The sequence below is a fragment of the Paenibacillus sp. FSL R7-0189 genome (assembly GCF_037969925.1).
Lineage (GTDB): Bacteria > Bacillota > Bacilli > Paenibacillales > Paenibacillaceae > Paenibacillus_AQ > Paenibacillus_AQ odorifer.
Genome location: NZ_CP150223.1, coordinates 6,697,521 through 6,715,279, shown reverse-complemented (window position 1 = coordinate 6,715,279; position 17,759 = coordinate 6,697,521). Strand labels below are relative to the sequence as shown.

Below are 17,759 nucleotides of genomic sequence, written 5' to 3'. Positions count from 1 at the left end.
TGGAAGGTACAGAAATGAAGGAGGCTCTAAAATGACATCCTTAGTGGTTAACAATATAACAGAGCTGATTGGGAATACACCGGTTGTAAGATTAAATCGGCTGACTAGCCCCCAAGATGCAGAACTATATGTGAAGCTGGAGCTTTTTAATCCAAGTGGCAGTGTAAAAGACCGGGCAGCTTATAATCTAATCCTGCAAGCCGAGCTAGCAGGTTTGTTGAAGCCGGGCGGGACGATCATTGAGCCGACTAGTGGAAATACAGGGATAGGATTAGCGATGAATGCCGCGGCAAAAGGGTATAAAGCGATTCTTGTCATGCCTGATAATATGACCAAGGAACGAATCAATATTCTAAAGGCTTATGGTGCGGATGTTGTGCTGACGCCGGCAGCAGAACGGATGCCGGGAGCTATAGCAAAAGCGATTGAGCTGGGAAAAGAAGTGGAGAACAGTTTTATTCCACAGCAATTCGAGAACAAAGCCAACCCTGATATTCACCGGACAACGACCGCTCTGGAAATCCTGGAGCAAATGGAAGGTAAGCTGGACGTGTTTGTTGCTTCATCAGGAACTGGGGGCACGATAACTGGAACCGGTGAGGTTTTGCGTGAGCATCTACCTGATATCCGGGTTCTTGTGGTTGAGCCGCAAGGCTCGCCCGTATTATCTGGAGGAAAGCCAGGACCACATAAGCTGGTAGGAACGAGTCCGGGCTTTGTGCCCGCAATTTTGAATACACAGGTCTACGATGACATCGTTCAGGTCGCGGATGAAGCTGCCTTGGAGACGGTAAGAACGCTGGCTGCAAAAGAAGGAATTCTGCTGGGTCCATCCGGTGGTGCCACTGTATGGGCGGCGTTGCAGGAAGCGCGTCGTCTTGGGGCTGGCAAACGCGTGCTTTGCATTGCACCTGACACAGGGGAACGATATCTTAGTATGGGAATATTTTAGTTTCGTCTGGAGGAATGGGAGTGAATAAGCTCAGTGTGAGTTTCCTTATTGTTCTACTGCTGGCGGGCTGCTCAGGCTCTAACAAGCCAACCCCTTCTCCAAGTGCAGAGCCAACACCAACGGCAAGCATGCAGCAGCCAGCAGCTTATCTGGAAGCTGGAAAGCTGAAGGCGAATTTTGGTTTTGCAGATGAGTCTGGCAAGAGCATCTTAGTCACCGGGCAGAAAAAAGGGCTGGATGCGCAAATGCAACAATTGAATGAGGCGATCGGCGATCATGGGCAAGTGCTAAAAGTGAAATTGAATAAATGGCAGGAGGGTACGGAGAACAGTAATGGCCGGGAGATGGCTCACAATTTTGTGAATCTGCCAGGGTATCTTTATACGGTTGAAGAGGGGAATGCGACTCCTGATGAGACCTATTACCTGACGGATCAGGCAGAGTTTAATACGAATGCGCTAATCTCTGTTAAGCCTACGGAGGTTAAGCAAGCCTCGCTAAATGTTGCAGAAAATGTGCGGCAGAATATTGTTTCTGCAAAAAATCGTGAAGTAGAGCACATTTGGAAACTTGCTGACCTGTCTGGTGAACGGCAGCTGTATCTCGTTCAATTCATTAGGCAGGATCAGGATATGTTATTCAGTCTCGTACTGGAAGACAAGGTCGGGCTTACCTTTATGGATTATCCGGCTGTCATTCAAGGCGATGAATATTCCGTCTGGAGGGTGGATGATGGAGGGGAAGTGATACCTGAGATGTTCTCTATTCTTTTTGCGGCGGAAACCGCTGAAGGTCCATTACTCGGTATGGAGTGGTGGGGAGCGGAAGGCGTAAATACATTTTTCCTGAAAAAAGAGGGAGATGTTTTTAAAGAAATGGACATTCAATACGGACGCTACACATCACCACTATAACTGGGATGTAGATACATCGAAGGATGTATCTTTTTTTTGCTACAATATAAGAAAGTATAAATTTTCACTATATATTGCTTATAATATTACAAAGGATAGCATTATTTTTTTAAAATACTTAAATTTGTAACAATAAGAACTTTAAATAGCCCGATCGAGTCATGTAGCAGAATTGTGACGGTGATATTGTTAATCATAAGATGTACGGGAGGGGACAGCAACGTATAACCGAATCAAGTACATGATCCTGTTACTGCCAACGCTAATGGTAGGGATCTGGGAGGTCGTGCGCCATCAGTTTCTAATGCCTTATATTTCGATGGATCTGGGGAATTATTTGACACCTGTTCTCGTATTTTTGTTCACTCTTGTATTGCTCGTCCCTATGTTTTCGCTTATGGAGCGGAATCAGCGGGAGCTGGAGCAGGAACGTGCGCTCAAAGAGGCAATGAAAGCCCGGGAAGGGCTAGCTAAGGAACTGCATGATGGGATGGCGCAATCTTTATTTCTTTTATCTGTCAAAATAGATCGTTTGGAAGCAAGCCGCAGAAATGGGGAAGTCAGCGAAGAAAATGTGGATCAGATCAAAAAGACCGTCCACGAGGTGAACCGTTATGTTCGGCAGGCGATCGCTAATCTGAAGGTACCAGTGTCTGAGCAGCACTCTTTTTCATTGGAACAGTCGGTTAAAGATCAGCTTGCTCAAATGGCTAACGAGATTATGATTGAAGTTTCCTTGGATTGGAGTCTACAGGATGAAGCCCTCTCTCCTTCGGAAAAAGCAGAGCTGCTATCTTGTATCCGAGAGGCTATTATTAATGTGCGTAAGCATACAAGAGCGGCGAAGGTTTCTATCACGGGTGCAGGCACTGAGAAAAACTGGAGCGTGGCGATTGTCGACAATGGCGAAGGATTTCAGCATGACCCTTTTGAGGTAAACGGAAGTTACGGCCTTCAGATCATGAAGGAACGTGTCGAAGGAATGGGTTGGAAGCTTCAGGTGATCTCCGGCAATACGGGGACAAATGTAGAAATTACGAAAGGAGGGGGAAGTTTATGAGCCGGTACCGGGTTTTGGTTGTGGATGATCATGCGCATGCGCGTGAGGCGATGTGTGAGATTTTGTCCATGGATGATAGTTTTGAGGTCATTGGTGTAGTGCAGAGTGGTCCTGAGGCGATCGCGTTCACGGCCCAGTGGATGCCTGATCTCATTCTTATCGACATTCAGATGCCGGAGATGGACGGGCTGGAGACTACTCGCCGGATCAAGCAGGAATATCCCTATGTCAAAATCGTTATCGTTACGGTATCGGACGAAATTTCCCACCTCCTCGAAGCATTGAAGCAAGGTGCACAAGGGTACTTACTGAAGAATCTGGCACCTTCCACCTGGATTGAATATTTGCAAGCCATTGTGAATGAAGAAGCACCGCTAAGCCGGGAGCTGGCTTTTCAAATCCTGAAAGAATTTACCGTTCCTTCAGTAACGGACGAAGGAGAGTCATTGACGGCAAGGGAGAAGGAGATTTTAAGCTGTGTGTCTTCCGGATCGACGAATAAAGAGATTGCCATAAGCCTGTCGATTTCGGAGCATACCGTAAAAAACCATCTGAAAAACATCCTTCAAAAGCTTCAACTCCAAAATCGTACGCAGCTGACGCGTTATGCTCTGGAGCAGGGGCTTGCTTCACGTAAACGTGATTTTCCGCGGTAAATATGAGGATAGAGATGAAAGAAAAAATGATAAAATTACTTAAGGAAAGAGGCACTCTAACTATGAACAGATTATCTCGCAAAATAATGACACTATTCGCACCAGCCGCTGCAACACTTCTGTTGTTCGCAGCCGTGGCAAGCGCACACGTAACCGTGGCACCAGCACAATCCAGTACCGGAGCATGGGAGACTTACACACTTAAAGTCCCTTCAGAAAAAGATGTAGCGACTGTACAAGTTGATCTACGTATCCCGGCAGGTGCCGAGTTCAAGCAATATGAGGCTACACCGGGCTGGGATGTTACCATTGAGGGGAACAAAGTTAGCTGGATAGCTAATGGAGAAGGAATTAAAGCAGGACAATTCCAACGTTTCTATTTCACAGCGAAGAACCCTGATACTGCAGGTGACATTGCTTGGGATGCTTATCAGCATTATGCCGATGGCAGCTTGGTGCAGTGGTCTGGTGAGGCAGGAACAGAAAGTCCGCATTCTATTACTTCGATTGTGCAAGCCTCCGGTGGGAATGAACATTCTCACGGTTCCAGTGACAATGGCATGAGTATGGAAGAACATAATGCCATCATGGAAAGCGAGAACAACTCAACCAGTGTCAACCCAATGGTCTATATCGCATTAGGGATCTCTTTACTAGCCTTTTTAATAGCAACCATAAGTATATTGCGCGGGCGGAAAGAGTAAGCGGGAACTAGTTGTGATACAAGAATATAGTGTTCATGCAAGAAGCCTCCGTCAATAAACGACGGAGGCTTCTTGCATGAATTATTTGTTGATGAGGATACTTTTTACTGCTCTACAGCCGTTTGCGTTTGTAGTAGGTTACGAAAGCAGCGGTTAGTATTAGGAGAAGGATGGCGACGCCAGTTGTGATGGCTTCACTCGTGCTGCCTTTTTGCTGCATAGTACCAGCACCACCAAAGTCGCCACCGCCCATACCACCAGGCATACCGCCACCAAATCCACCGCCGCCCATGCCGCCACCGCCAGGGCCATTTCCGCCGCCTTCAGGGAAAGCGGGTCCGCCCATAGCACCAGGCTCACCACCCGCGCCGCCGTCAAATCCACCTTGAGCAGCTTGCCCATTAGTGTTGGTTTGTCCACCTTGAGCAGCTTGCCCGTTGGTGTTGGTTTGTCCGTCTTGAGCAGTTTGCCCTGTTTGTGTAGTCTGCCCACCCGCAGCTGCTTGTGAGTTACTGCCAGGACCATCGCCGGCATTAGGGATAGCCGGTCCGCCCATGGCACCAGGCTCACCACCTGCACCACCCTGAGCAGTCTGTCCACCCGTAGCCGCCTGCCCTCCGGTATTTGGTGCAGCTGCGTTTGCGCCAGTATTACCAGTAGCGCCATCCGCACCTGTGGCCTGCCCAGCACCCGCAGCGCCTTGAGCTGCACCATTTTTAGCGCCGCCACCAAAGCCACCGCCGCCCATGCCACCACCCATGCCGCCACCACTTCCTGATCCGTCACCGGATGAAGAAATGGTGCCGTCGAGCTGCTGCTGGATACTTTTGGCCATGTTCGACATGAAGGTCTCAACAGCCTTTATCCCATTTTCATACTGTTCGAAAGTGTAGAAGGCGGATGGATCCGCTTTGACATAGCTGGAAATCATCGTGTTCAGCTCATCAATCCGAGCCTGGAACGTATCGTCCGCTAGATAGCCAGTAATCATCTCACTAACAATTTCGTGATATTTCGTTTTGTATTCCTCATTAGCGAGCAGTTTCGCAATCAGCGGGCGTTCTGCCAACGCACCTTGGGTAGGCTCGTCAATTAACACATCTGCGCTTCCCATGCCGCCAAAAGCCATATTATAATCCCACGGCAGAATCGAGAAGACTCCATCGTCTTCATATAAGTAATAATTCTGCTTATTCCCACCTAAATAACTGTCCATATTACCCGTGACCGCATTTAGAGCGATATACTTCAGCGATTCCTCTACGTCGATGTATTTTTCATAATCGGTGCCGTTATTTAGCTCATTCAGCATGTCGACAAGAATATCATCGTTGGACTTATCGGATTTCATTTCTAGTCCAGTATAGAGGGCTGGATCATCGCCAAGCCAAGTCAAATCACTGCCCTGACCGGTCATTATGCCTTTATAAAGTGCACCATAAGTGTTGCCGAAATTGCGTTCCAGATAAGCATCACCGATCTGTTCTACTGCAAGATAGAAACCCTTCAGTTCATCGTTTACATACACATTGACGAAGGAATATTTCGGCGTCGGGAGACCGACACTTTCAGCGAGCTCATAGGTCAGAAATTCACGCATATAAGAAGCATCGCTGTAATTATTATTAAGATTGATTTTAGTAATGCCGAATAAATTCTGGTTAACATACTCATCAAAAGAAATTTTGAAGCTGTAGCGGTCAGAGTCTGTCATCTGTACTACGCTTCTGAGACTGAGATTTCCTTTGGTCCGTACAGCTACATTATCGTATTTCATACCGTTGTACTCTACGGAAGCCATTTTATATTCTTCTGCACTGGCATTATCCAGCATATCCTGAAAATCGTCCGGGTCCAAAGTGATTTTGACATCCACGACCTTATCTTTTGGAAAGACCTGCTCGTCTAGCTTTTTCTCATCGCTCGAAATGACCTTGTCTTGAGCATCAGACGTTGGATTATTTGTTGCAGACGGACTTGCGTTCTGACACCCGGCTACGGCGATGACCAGCAGCAGGCAGCAAAAACTCAGCAGGATTGACTTACCTCTGGTTTTCATCTGGGGCACCGCCTTTCATCTCGTTATAATTAAGATACATAGTCACCGCTATAGCTGATCAAGAGTGCATTTTTGACACCTTTTAGGTCAGAGACTGTGTTGACAAAGCCGCCTACTTTATCATCCAGACGAAGCTCCAGCGTCAATTCAATATTGTTTGCGGAGACTGTTTTTTGCTTCACATTGTAGCGTTTTACGGATTTGGTGATATGGCTGTGTACTTCACGTTCACTTTCATCACTGTCGCAGTTAATGACCAGTAAGTATGGCGTTTCGATAGAAGAGTGTTTGATGAACAGGAACAAAATGAGGCCGATAATGATCGAACCGATAATAGCTAAGGTGAAAAATCCTGCGCCTGTTACAATCCCTGCTACAGCTGCCCAGAACAAGAAGATCAGATCAGTTGGATCTTTGATTGGTGTTCTGAAACGAACGATGGACAATGCGCCGACCATACCGAGGGACAGCACAAGGTTAGAGTTAATCGCAATAATGACAGTAGCTGTAATCATGGTCATGCCCATAAGTGAGACGTTAAAGCTTTTGGAATATAAAACACCGCTAAAGACACGTTTGTAGAGCAGGTAAATGAAGTATCCGATCAGAAAAGCTACGCCCAAGGTAATCAGCATCTTGGAGATACTAATATCAGATACAAAATTGTCGATCACCGAGTTTTTAATAATGTCCGAAAAATTATTTGTAGTATCTGTAGTCGTTGTTGTAGCTGCTAGCGGTGCTAGTGATGCATTCATAATCAATAATCCTCCCAAGTGTTAGTTTTTAAGAATTTGCGGCAGATCACGTATTTCGAAGCGGACTGCCTATTCAGTCCCTCCAGCTGCAATGCGATTTTAATGTACTCCGGAATATACTCATCAAATTTCACTTCAAAAATTATGAAGTTCTCATCAATCGCCCGAATCGGATGCAAATCCTTATCGAAAATATCCGTAGAATGCAGGCCCGTACGTAATTCTTTATCGAACGTTATTCGCACATTGCCGTTGTGGCAAACATAAGGCTCGCGAACATAATCCACGATGACCTTGGGTCGCAGCAGGTTATGGCGCATCTGATCGTATAACTCCATGAACAGCGGACTGTCCGGGACGTTCAGCACTTCGTAGTTGCCCGCCATAATCTCGTCGTACATTTGCCGTGTTAGCGGTTCTTTGATTTTGGCGATATAATCGTCCATTTTAATTTTTTTCTCAAAGTGAATGATGTTGTCTTGGATGTTGTAAATGCGAATCCGGTATTTGGCCCGCTCTCTGAGACCGCCGAGCTTGTCTGCAAGTGCCGTGTTGTTGATATCGTCAAAATACAAACTCCGAATGTGGTATTCTCCACTCTCATTAGCGTGTTGATCTTTATCAATCAAGCTTTGCAATCGCTGGCGTAATATAAGGTATTGATGATAGTTAATGAAAAATTTAAGTTCATGCCGGAATTGAAGTTTCTTATTCATTTTCACACCTCGTTTCTCTCTCTATCTCTGGCTAACCTTCCTGCTTGACTAATTCTAGGAGACAGACCTTATGCTTAACTTAAAATAGACTGAATGTTTGCTGAATGTTTTACACTGCGTTAACAAAAGTCTGTATAAAGAATCGTGTGCAGATTTGACTTCTGACTTTGTAGGGGGCTATCTTATTTAGAAGGCTAGAGAGAAATTTTCATAAGGAGGTACCGTGATGAGAGACTATAAATTTGCCATAATCCTAGGAGTGCTTGTGATTGTGGTTATTTTAGTGGCTTATGGGTTGGAACGATCGAAAAGCGGAAGTGATGCTACTTCACCAGCACCGTATGATCTCGTGACTACCTTTAAGGGAGCCGCGAGCACAAGCCGCGCGTTTACTTGGTATACAAGTGATTCTAGTGCAGCAGGCATTCTGGAGATTGTAAAGGGACAGGTGTCCTCTTTTGCAAATACGGATGTACAAAGGGTAGAAGCGAAAAGTAGTTCCATCAAAACAGACAATGGCACCAAAGGTGTTCATAAAGTGGTAGCTACGGGTCTTGAACCCGGGACGTTATATACTTATAGAGTGGGTAGTGGCGTTGAAGGGGAATGGAGTCCGGCAGCGGAATTTACAACGGAAGAAGATGGACTGGACAGTGTGTCTTTTATCAACGTAACGGATTCTCAAGGGGAAACGGCAGAGGATTTTAAGCTGTGGGGGAATACACTGAACAAGGCTTTTCAGACATTTCCTGAAGCCAAATTTATTGTGCATAACGGCGATTTGACGGAGGATCCGGAGGATTCGGCAGGCTGGGATGATTTTTTTGGCAATGTGCAGGGCTGGATTTCAGGGATTCCGTTAATGCCGGTAACAGGCAATCATGATGAGGTGGATGAGGATGCAACGTATTATACTTCACACTTCAACCTGCCGGATAATGGGGCAAAAGGTTCAATTGCAGGTACCTCGTATTCCTTCGATTATGGACCTGTGCATGTAACGGTACTGAATACAGAGAGCAATCTAAAAAAGCAAACGGAATGGCTGAAGGAAGATCTGAAGAACACAGACAAGAAATGGAAAATCGTTGCGATGCACCGTCCGGCTTACGGGGGGAACTCCTATAAGAAAGTTGAAGATTGGACGGATATTTTTGATACGTATCAGGTTGACTTAGTGCTGCAGGGTCATAATCATGAATATTCCAGATCCTACCCGTTACGTGGCGGAAAAAAAGTTCCAGAAGGTGAGATTTCCAAAGATGCTAAACGAGGTACAGTCTATGTTGTGACCAACGCTTCTGGAGGGAAATTTAACGAGAAAAAAGAAGATCAGTTCTATCACGCGGTGCATTTTCAGAACAATAAGCAAATGTTTGCCGGCATTAACGTTACCGGGTATACATTAACCTATCAGGCCTATGATGTGGATGGAAAGCTGCTGGATGAGTTTGTGCTGACACATTGAGCTAAGGGAATTGGTAATATTACTAAAATACCTTCTCAGCTGTAAAGGCGGGGGAGGTATTTTTTTGATTTGCATCAAAGCACCAAACCCGGCGCAACTGTACATCTTAAGACGCTTTTTCACATGTCTACCTTTTCCGTCATATAAGCTGTTAGCTTTATAATGATAAAATAGATTTAGTTATATTTGGATTTCATTTGAAGTGAAGGGGAAGTAATATGTTTATCAGAAAAGCGGTTTTTATCGGTATCATTTGTATGTTAGGTTTGACAGGTTGTGCAACGAACACTAAATCGGGTGCTGAAGGAGGGGGAGATAAGCGTGCAGAGGAGCTGCTCAGCATGTCTCGGAGTGAACTGGCTAAGCAGGAGAGCTACACTATAGAAATGGAGAAACAAGAAGAAACATCAAGCAAATCGGAAAAAAGTGAAGATAAACATTGGTCGAGCGCTGTCTCATTTCATGTCGACTATGTTAGAAATCCTTATACCGTATATCTAAAATCGGAGACTGCGGAAGGGAAGGAACGAGAAGAGTACATATCGGATACTGAATATCATACAAAGGTAATGGATGATTTATTTATCAAGCAAGACGATTATATTCCAGTGAAAGAAAAACAAATGGTACAAAGATTTATTGATCCGTACGATTATATAGACACGTACCAGATAGATTCTCAGGAGATCGTTGTTACTGAAGAGGAACAAGAATACATACTTTCGATGGAGATATCGTCTAATGATGCGAGTAAGGAAACACTCAAATTGATGAAACAGAATTTAACAGACAAAATTAAACTAAGATATACGCTGGATAAAACTACACATTTGCCGCAAAAAGTGGAAGCGGAAATATTCACTTCATTGAAATCAGAAAACTTAGATTCAGAATCAGTGCTCACTTTGCAAACAAATATCAGCCATTTTAATGGTATAAAAGAGATTGTTATGCCTGCAGATACTAGTGAAGAATAGTTATATTAGAAAGCCTCTGGGATTTATTCCGGAGGTTTTCTTTATCAACAGAATTATTTTTGATCAAAATTTAGTGAAATTGTATCCTGAAGTGTGAAAATGGTACGATTTTTAGAGACAATCTTCTGCAAAATGTAACCATTTTCTCTCGATAATGAAAAACCTTACCATTATAATGAAAGCGTTATCAGAAAATGGATTCTAAGTTCTAAAGGTATGGATTAAGGGGGAGGGAGGAGCAGGGATATAGAGTAAGAAGAAGGCATAAACAAACCAATTATATCGTAGGAGGCGTAAAACGTGATTCGTAACCGTATCCGGAAAACAGGACTTTTGGTCCTGCTTGGCGCGATGGTAGGCTCTTTATTCTCTGCATTCCCAGCTACTACCCATGCAGCCTCAAGTGAACCTTACACCTGGAAAAGCGTTGTAACGGGAGCTGGCGGGGGCTTTGTACCCGGAATTATTTTTAATCAAACTGAACCGGATCTGATTTATGCCAGAACAGATATTGGCGGTGCCTATCGCTGGAATCAAGCTACATCCAGTTGGGTCTCAATTAGTGACTCGGTAGGCTGGGTAGATTGGAACAAGAATGGCGTAGATGCTCTGGCTACAGACCCAATTGATCCTAATAAAGTCTACATGGCAACGGGTACGTATACTAATCATTGGGATAATAATGGCCAGATTATGCGCTCTAATGACCGGGGGAACACCTGGCAAACTACTCCACTGCCTTTTAAAGTAGGTGGCAATATGCCGGGCCGTTCCGCTGGTGAACGCCTAGTCATCGACCCCAATAAGAACAACATTCTCTACTTTGGAGCTAGAAGTGGTAATGGCCTCTGGAAAAGTATTGACTCAGGTGTAACTTGGTCAAAGGTAACCTCTTTTCCAAACGTTGGAACTTATATTCAGAATCCGACACTTGATTATGGGAATGATCTTGTCGGATTGTCTTGGATCACTTTCGATAAGAGTACAGGTACACTTGGCAATGCAACTCAAACGATCTATGTTGGTGTAGCCGACACGGCTAGCAGCGTATATCGGAGTACAGATGGTGGAGTAACCTGGACAGCTCTGGCTGGACAACCTACGGGTTTCTTGCCACATCACGGCGAGCTGTCATCCACAGGCGATCTCTATATTACTTATAGTAATGGTGTAGGACCGTATGATGGTAGTAAGGGTGAAGTATGGAAATACAACAAAACTAGTGGGGCTTGGACCAATATCAGTCCTACGACTGGTACAGATAATTGGTACGGCTTTGGTGGATTGGCGCTGGATGCTCAGCACCCTAACACATTGATGGTATCCAGCTTAAACGCCTGGTGGCCTGATGAAGTCATTTTCCGCAGTACCAACGGTGGCGCTACTTGGAGTCGCATTTGGGATTGGGGCAATTATCCAGAACGGACTTATAAGTTCAGTATGGATATCACCGCCGCTCCATGGCTCGATCATGGAACCACTTCTACATCCCTGGATCCTTCACCGAAGTTAGGCTGGATGATGGGTGATTTGGAAATTGATCCATTTAACTCGAATCGAATGATGTACGGCACTGGAGCAACAATTTATGGCTCGAACAATTTGACCTCATGGGATACCGGTGGCAAGGTAAATATCTCTGTCATGGCAAAAGGTGTGGAGGAAACTGCAGTGCTGGGGCTAATTAGCCCGCCAACGGGAACTTCCCATTTGATCACTGCACTTGGTGACGTTTCTGGTTTCCGTCATGAGGATTTGTCGGTAGCACCAACCAAATTCCAGACCAGTCCTTCATGGGCAACAACGATGAGTATTGACTACGCTGAATTGAGTCCGTCCTATATGGTGCGGGTAGGCAGTGCAGATAAAGAAAAAACGCCAAGCATGAAGTCCATTGGTATCTCTAACGATGGTGGAGTGAACTGGTATATGCCAAACTCCGAGCCTTCAAATGGAACCAAAACAACGGTGGGCCATGGACAAGTGGCAGTCTCTGCAAGTGGTAATTCCATTCTGTGGAGCACCTCAGATATTGGGGTCTATTACTCCAAAACCTCAGGCAATTCTTGGACAGCAAGTGCAGGATTACCGTCAGGGGCGAAGATAGCGTCTGATCGCGTGAATCCTAACAAATATTATGGATTCTATGCAGGAACTTTCTATGTAAGTGTGGATGGTGGAGCTACATTTACTGCCACCGCAGCTTCGGGCTTCCCGACCAATAATGTGGCTGGATTACAGCCGAATGAAGCCCAAATCAGTATGAAGGCAGTTCCAGGTATTGAAGGCGACATTTGGTTCGCCGGAGGGAATACGGTTGAGAATAAATATGGTCTATGGCACTCCACTAATTCAGGTGCGAGCTTCACGAAGTTAACGAATGTAGAAGAAGCTGATCTTATTGGTTATGGTAAGGCTGCTCCGGGCCAAACTTATATGGCATTGTACACCGTAGCGAAGATTGATGGTGTAAGGGGCGTTTTCCGTTCCGATGATGTTGGCGCAACTTGGGTACGTATTAATGACGATGCTCACCAATACGCTAAGATCAATATGGCGATTACTGGGGATCCAAGAATCTATGGACGTGTATATCTCGGTACGAATGGCCGAGGCACCTTGTATGCTGATCCTGTAAATCCACCAGCTACAGGCTCGACCATTACGCCAATAACTGCAAGCTTTGATAAGAAAACAGCGAATCAAGCAGACGTTGCAGTAACTATGACGTTGAACGGAAATACACTGAGCACGATCAAGAACGGAACGGCAACCCTCGTGGCCGGAACGGATTATACGGTAAGTGGATCAACAGTGACGATTAAAAAAGCGTATTTAGCGACACAAGCGGTAGGAACGACTACGCTGACGTTTAGCTTTAGCGCTGGAGCTACACAATCTTTGGCGGTAGCGGTAACGGATACTACAACACCAGTATCCAACTCGACCATCACCCCAAGCAGCGCAGGTTTTGATAAGAAAACAGCAAATCAAGCAGACGTTGCAGTAACTATGACGTTGAACGGAAATACACTGAGCACGATCAAGAACGGAACGGCAACCCTCGTAGCCGGAACGGATTATACGGTAAGTGGATCAACAGTCACTCTCAAGAAGGAGTATCTGGCAACTCAAGGCGTAGGAACGACAACGCTGACCTTTGAGTTTAGTGCAGGAGCCGCACAATCCTTGGCGGTAGCGGTAACGGATACTACAACACCAGTATCCAACTCCACGATAACGCCAACAAGCGCCGGATTTGATAAGAAGACAGCGAATCAGACAGACGTCGCCGTAACTATGACGTTGAACGGAAATACGCTGAGTGCGATCAAAAATGGAACGGCAACCCTCGTAGCTGGAACGGATTATACGGTAAGTGGATCAACAGTCACTCTCAAGAAGGAGTATCTGGCAACTCAAGCCGTAGGAACGACAACGCTGACCTTTGAGTTTAGTGCCGGAGCCGCACAATCCTTGGTTGTCACTATCTCAGATACGTCAGTAGCTCCTACAGTAGCACTGAAAGTGCAGATGTATAACGGTACAGTGACTGCTTCCGGAAATACGCTAAATCCAAAGTTCAAGCTGGTGAACACAAGTACAAGTGCTGTTGCACTTTCTGATGTGAAATTAAGATATTATTACACAATTGACGGAGAGAAGGCACAAAGCTTCTTCTGCGATTGGTCACAGGCTGGAAGCGCGAATGTAACGGGCACGTTTGTGAAGCTGCCAACGGCTAAAGCTGATGCGGATTATTATCTGGAGCTTGGATTCTCGAGTGCAGCAGGTTCACTTGCTGCGGGTGCGAGCATCGATATCCAAGTGCGAGTAGCTAAAGAGGATTGGTCAAATTACACTCAAACCGGAGATTACTCCTTTAATGCGGTTGATACCAATTTTGTAGATTGGACAAAAGCGCCAGCCTACATCTCGGGTAATCTGATCTGGGGTAGTGAACCTAACTAAGAATCTCCATTAATAGTTATGCTGAAAAGGCTGTCCTAAAAGTAGAAAATTCTACTTTTGGGGCAGCTTCTTACTTTAACCCTCAGGCTATAGGAGGTATGTTATATGTGCTATACGCTATGTGCTATGTACTACGTTCTATGAGGCATGTGGTATATGCTATGTGCTACGTTCTATGAGTCATGCGATATGTGATATATCGGATGGCTTCGTTCTATGAATCATGTGGTATGTGGTACGTGCTATGAGGAGGTGTGTGGTATACGTTATGTGGTATGTCGGATGCATTTATGGTTCCTACAGTGTTGGCTATATAGTATTTAGGGAAAACCTCCCTGAAAATAGCCGATATTTGCTTTAAATGAACGAAATCAGGGAATACCTCCCTAAAAATCAGGCGAATTCGTTATTTGCCAGTAAATTAGCTAATAATTAGGGAGGTTTTCCCTAATTATTGGTTGGATGACCAGAAAACTCAGAATTTTAGGGAGAAATTCCCCAATTATTCTATCAACGCTTCACTTCGTCCTGTACGATACGTAAGAACCAGCTAATGATACTTAAAAGTAGTTCTGACATACCATTAGCTGTTTTGGCTGTTACAATGTTTGTCCGCTATCTATGGTAATGATCTGTCCAGTCATTGCTTCCTGTTCTAGCGCAGCGCAGACGAACTGGGCGATATCTTCGGGGGTTGAAATATGCTGAAGCAGCAGATTAGGGGCTAGTTTATACATCTGTTCTTCTCGTCCAGCCCACCATCTAGTAGCAACGGCGCCCGGTGCTACACAGTTAACTCTAATATTTGGAGCCAGCGCGTGTGCCAGCGATTTCGTAAGACCGTGGACAGCCGCTTTGGAGACGGCATAAGGAAGGGAGGAGCCTAAGCCTGTCTGTCCAGCGATGCTGCCGAGATTGATGATGGCTCCTGAATTTTTATGATTCATATATGGTGCAACCGCTCTGGCGCAGAAAAACATTCCTTTCACATTTACATCATATAGCTCATCCCATACTTCCTCGGTTGCCTTTTCCAGATCTCCGAGAGCAATATGTTTAGTTATACTGGCATTATTCACTAGCAGATCTATTGTCCCGAAATGCTGAATAATCGAATCCACCATACTCTGCACTTCTTGATCTTTAGAAACGTTGGCTTGTATTGCTATAGCCTACCCCCCTTGATTCAGAATTGTCTTTACGGTTTCAATGGCTTCATCCTCAGATCTAGAATAGTTCACTACGACGTGAGCCCCGCGTTTGGATAGTTCCAAGCTTACAGCTTTGCCAATTCCAGTCCCTCCACCAGTTACTAATGCGACTTTATTGTTGAGATCCATCCTCATGCACTCCTTAAGTTGGCGTATGTTGTTGATATAAAGTATTCTATAGAGAAAAGTGGATTTCGTATAATTGAATATAATGAAGGTTTGGTTCAATTTATTTGAATTGAACACTGGAGGACACTAGGATGGATCTAAAAACATTAAAAACCTTTCAAACAATCGTAACTTCCGGAAGCTTTAATCGTGCCGCAGAAGAATTGAACTATGCCCAATCTACAGTTACGATGCAGATGCAAAGGCTTGAATCTGATCTGGGATGTCAATTGCTTGAGCGGGGTAAGCAAATCAGCTTAACAGAAGCAGGCAGATTGTTTTATGAAGAGAGCTTACATATCGTTAAAGATATGGAACGACTAGAGAGCCGTTTGGCTGATTTAAAAATAGGGAAAGCTGGCAACGTGCGATTAGGGGTAACGGACCCGACGGCGAGCTATCGTTTGCCGCAGCTTTTAAGTGAGTTTATGGCACAGTTTCCTAAAGTGAAAGTCTCCGTGGATATTGCGGGAACCGCCGCACTTAGTGAACTACTCCTGAGTGGTGAAATTGATTTGGCAGTGTGTTCGGCACCAGAGCTCGGTAAGGAGCTTTATTTTGAACCGTTATTTGCGGAGGAATTCTTGTTACTTTTGCCAGAAGAGCATCCGCTAGCATCCAAGGAACATATCACCCCAGAGGATCTACAGAGTCATCGCTTACTGATTACGGCAGCGAATTGTCCTTATCGCAAAAAATTAGAAAGTGTGCTGCAGGAATCAGGCGGGCCGCCACTAGATACAATGGAGATTGGGAGTATGACAGCGCTGAAATATTTTGTGGGAAGTGGTTTAGGCGTGGCACTTGTTCCTGAGATTGTGCTGAATCCAGCCCCAGCAGGAACTATAGTACGGAAGCTGGAGGGGAAGGTTATTGATATGACCTGTGGGATCCTATGTAAACTTTCAGATTATCCGCTCAAGCTAGCGAGCTCCAGATTGTATCATTTTTTAAAACAAGAACTAACCGTGACAAGGATATTTTGAATTTTAAACGAATTGTTAAGAAATAGAAAAAATAGAAAGGGCGGTGTTTGATGTTTTTTAGGAGGAAATTCAGTTTCTGGCTTTCGATTATAAGTATCATCATCTGTCTGAGTGACTATCTGGGGGTGGGGATCGCGAATATTATTCTTGTCCGTTTGAACCCTATTATAGATACACTGATCTTTACAGAACCTTTTGAAAGCTTCATGGTTGATGTAAATAATCCGAGATGGGAAACCAATAGTGCGTTAATCAGCGTCAGATTCCCAACTTATATTATTCATTTTGGAACGTTTTTGATTTTGGGTATTCTAATGGATTACCTGATTCGTATAATAAAACAGAAGTAGAAGTGTAGATGAGCATAGAAGAGGAAAGGTGAGCTGAGATGAGCGGAGCAAAGGGAAAACTTGATTTGGAGAGAATTGTTTTTATTGGCAGGACCTATGAGGAATATATACGTATGTTTGATTTGCTGGAATCAGATCTTATCGGCCAGAGAATTCTGGATTGTCCTGCGGGTGCTTGCTCTTTTACAGCAATAGCGAATCAGTTGGGTGGTGAAGTAACGGCTGCTGATATTGCTTACTATTACTCTGAAGATGAGCTGGCAGTCAAAGGGGTTCTAGATATTGCACATGCGATGTCCGGAATGGAAAAAGTACAGGATAATTTCGTTTGGAACTACTTTAAATCAATCGAGGGACTGACCGAAGCGAGAAACGCAGCTTTAACCGCCAGCACTAAGGATCGAAAACAAACCCCGGAGCATTATGTTCCTGTGGTACTTCCGGATCTGCCTTTTGCGGATGAAGCATTTGATCTGACATTATCTGCTCACTTTCTATTTATGTACAGCGATCGGCTGGACTATGAATTCCATCTAGAGACTGTTAAGGAACTCATGCGGGTGACGAGAGGCGAGCTTCGAATCTTTCCACTAGTCGATCTTTCTTGCAAAAGGTATGAGCATTTAGACCGCCTTATTGATGATTTGGTAAGACAAGGATTTACTGCAGAGGAACTAGAGGTTCCTTATGAATTTCAAAAAGGTGCAAAGCAGATGTTGAAGATTAGAAGAGCAGAATTGTTCCTCTGAAATATAAAACGAGGGTGCCTCAAGCCATGATGACTTTGGGAGCGCCCTCGTTTTTTGTA

At 44.8% G+C, this 17,759-nt stretch carries 13 protein-coding genes and 1 pseudogene; 10 read left to right on the top strand and 4 right to left on the bottom strand.

Going from position 1 to position 17,759, the window contains the following annotated elements:
• Positions 1-31: 31 nt before the first annotated feature.
• From cysK to MKY63_RS29690, 5 genes are all read left to right on the top strand, one after another.
• Complete coding sequence (cysK, locus tag MKY63_RS29710; protein ID WP_036683481.1) at positions 32-952, top strand: cysteine synthase A; 921 nt, start codon at positions 32-34, stop codon at positions 950-952.
• Positions 953-972: 20 nt separating this feature from the next.
• Positions 973-1,866 carry a hypothetical protein gene (locus MKY63_RS29705; protein ID WP_076272842.1) on the top strand — a complete coding sequence of 298 codons (894 nt, stop codon included), beginning with the start codon at positions 973-975 and terminating at the stop codon, positions 1,864-1,866.
• A 241-nt stretch (positions 1,867-2,107) separates the two neighbouring features.
• Positions 2,108-2,926 carry a histidine kinase gene (locus MKY63_RS29700; protein ID WP_036683484.1) on the top strand — a complete coding sequence of 273 codons (819 nt, stop codon included), beginning with the start codon at positions 2,108-2,110 and terminating at the stop codon, positions 2,924-2,926.
• A complete protein-coding gene (locus MKY63_RS29695; protein WP_036683486.1) occupies positions 2,923-3,582 on the top strand; it encodes a response regulator transcription factor in 660 nt (219 codons plus the stop codon). The genes MKY63_RS29700 and MKY63_RS29695 overlap by 4 nt, the downstream gene beginning before the upstream one ends.
• A gap of 62 nt (positions 3,583-3,644) precedes the next feature.
• Entirely contained in the window at positions 3,645-4,286 is a 642-nt protein-coding gene (locus MKY63_RS29690) for a DUF1775 domain-containing protein (protein WP_051491292.1), read from the top strand.
• A 112-nt stretch (positions 4,287-4,398) separates the two neighbouring features.
• Here MKY63_RS29690 and MKY63_RS29685 read toward each other — a convergent pair whose 3' ends face one another.
• Genes MKY63_RS29685 through MKY63_RS29675 form a run of 3 tightly spaced genes read right to left on the bottom strand, consistent with a single transcriptional unit; the run spans position 4,399 to position 7,819 of the window.
• Entirely contained in the window at positions 4,399-6,345 is a 1,947-nt protein-coding gene (locus MKY63_RS29685) for a CotH kinase family protein (RefSeq protein WP_076148121.1), read from the bottom strand.
• 29 nt (positions 6,346-6,374) lie between these two features.
• Positions 6,375-7,103, bottom strand: coding sequence for a DUF4956 domain-containing protein (locus MKY63_RS29680; protein WP_036683492.1), 729 nt, complete (start codon positions 7,101-7,103; stop codon positions 6,375-6,377).
• Between the two features lie 2 nt (positions 7,104-7,105).
• Positions 7,106-7,819 carry a polyphosphate polymerase domain-containing protein gene (locus tag MKY63_RS29675; RefSeq protein ID WP_036683495.1) on the bottom strand — a complete coding sequence of 238 codons (714 nt, stop codon included), beginning with the start codon at positions 7,817-7,819 and terminating at the stop codon, positions 7,106-7,108.
• Between the two features lie 226 nt (positions 7,820-8,045).
• Here MKY63_RS29675 and MKY63_RS29670 point away from each other — a divergent pair, with 226 nt between their 5' ends.
• From MKY63_RS29670 to MKY63_RS29660, 3 genes are all read left to right on the top strand, one after another.
• On the top strand, positions 8,046-9,287 hold the full coding sequence (locus MKY63_RS29670) for a metallophosphoesterase family protein (RefSeq protein WP_076274265.1): 1,242 nt from the start codon (positions 8,046-8,048) through the stop codon (positions 9,285-9,287).
• A 218-nt stretch (positions 9,288-9,505) separates the two neighbouring features.
• Positions 9,506-10,264 (top strand): DUF6612 family protein, encoded by a 759-nt coding sequence (locus MKY63_RS29665; RefSeq protein WP_038570065.1) that lies wholly within the window; start codon positions 9,506-9,508, stop codon positions 10,262-10,264.
• Between the two features lie 351 nt (positions 10,265-10,615).
• A complete protein-coding gene (locus MKY63_RS29660; protein ID WP_339193140.1) occupies positions 10,616-14,236 on the top strand; it encodes a X2-like carbohydrate binding domain-containing protein in 3,621 nt (1,206 codons plus the stop codon).
• 599 nt (positions 14,237-14,835) lie between these two features.
• Here the strand turns inward: MKY63_RS29660 and MKY63_RS29655 are convergent.
• Positions 14,836-15,576, bottom strand: a pseudogene (locus MKY63_RS29655) (SDR family NAD(P)-dependent oxidoreductase).
• 131 nt (positions 15,577-15,707) lie between these two features.
• Between MKY63_RS29655 and MKY63_RS29650 the strand changes: the two are divergent.
• Positions 15,708-16,601, top strand: a complete 894-nt coding sequence (locus MKY63_RS29650; RefSeq protein ID WP_076274919.1) for a LysR family transcriptional regulator — start codon at positions 15,708-15,710, stop codon at positions 16,599-16,601.
• Between the two features lie 388 nt (positions 16,602-16,989).
• Positions 16,990-17,700, top strand: coding sequence for an SAM-dependent methyltransferase (locus tag MKY63_RS29645; protein ID WP_036685878.1), 711 nt, complete (start codon positions 16,990-16,992; stop codon positions 17,698-17,700).
• Positions 17,701-17,759 lie beyond the last annotated feature (59 nt).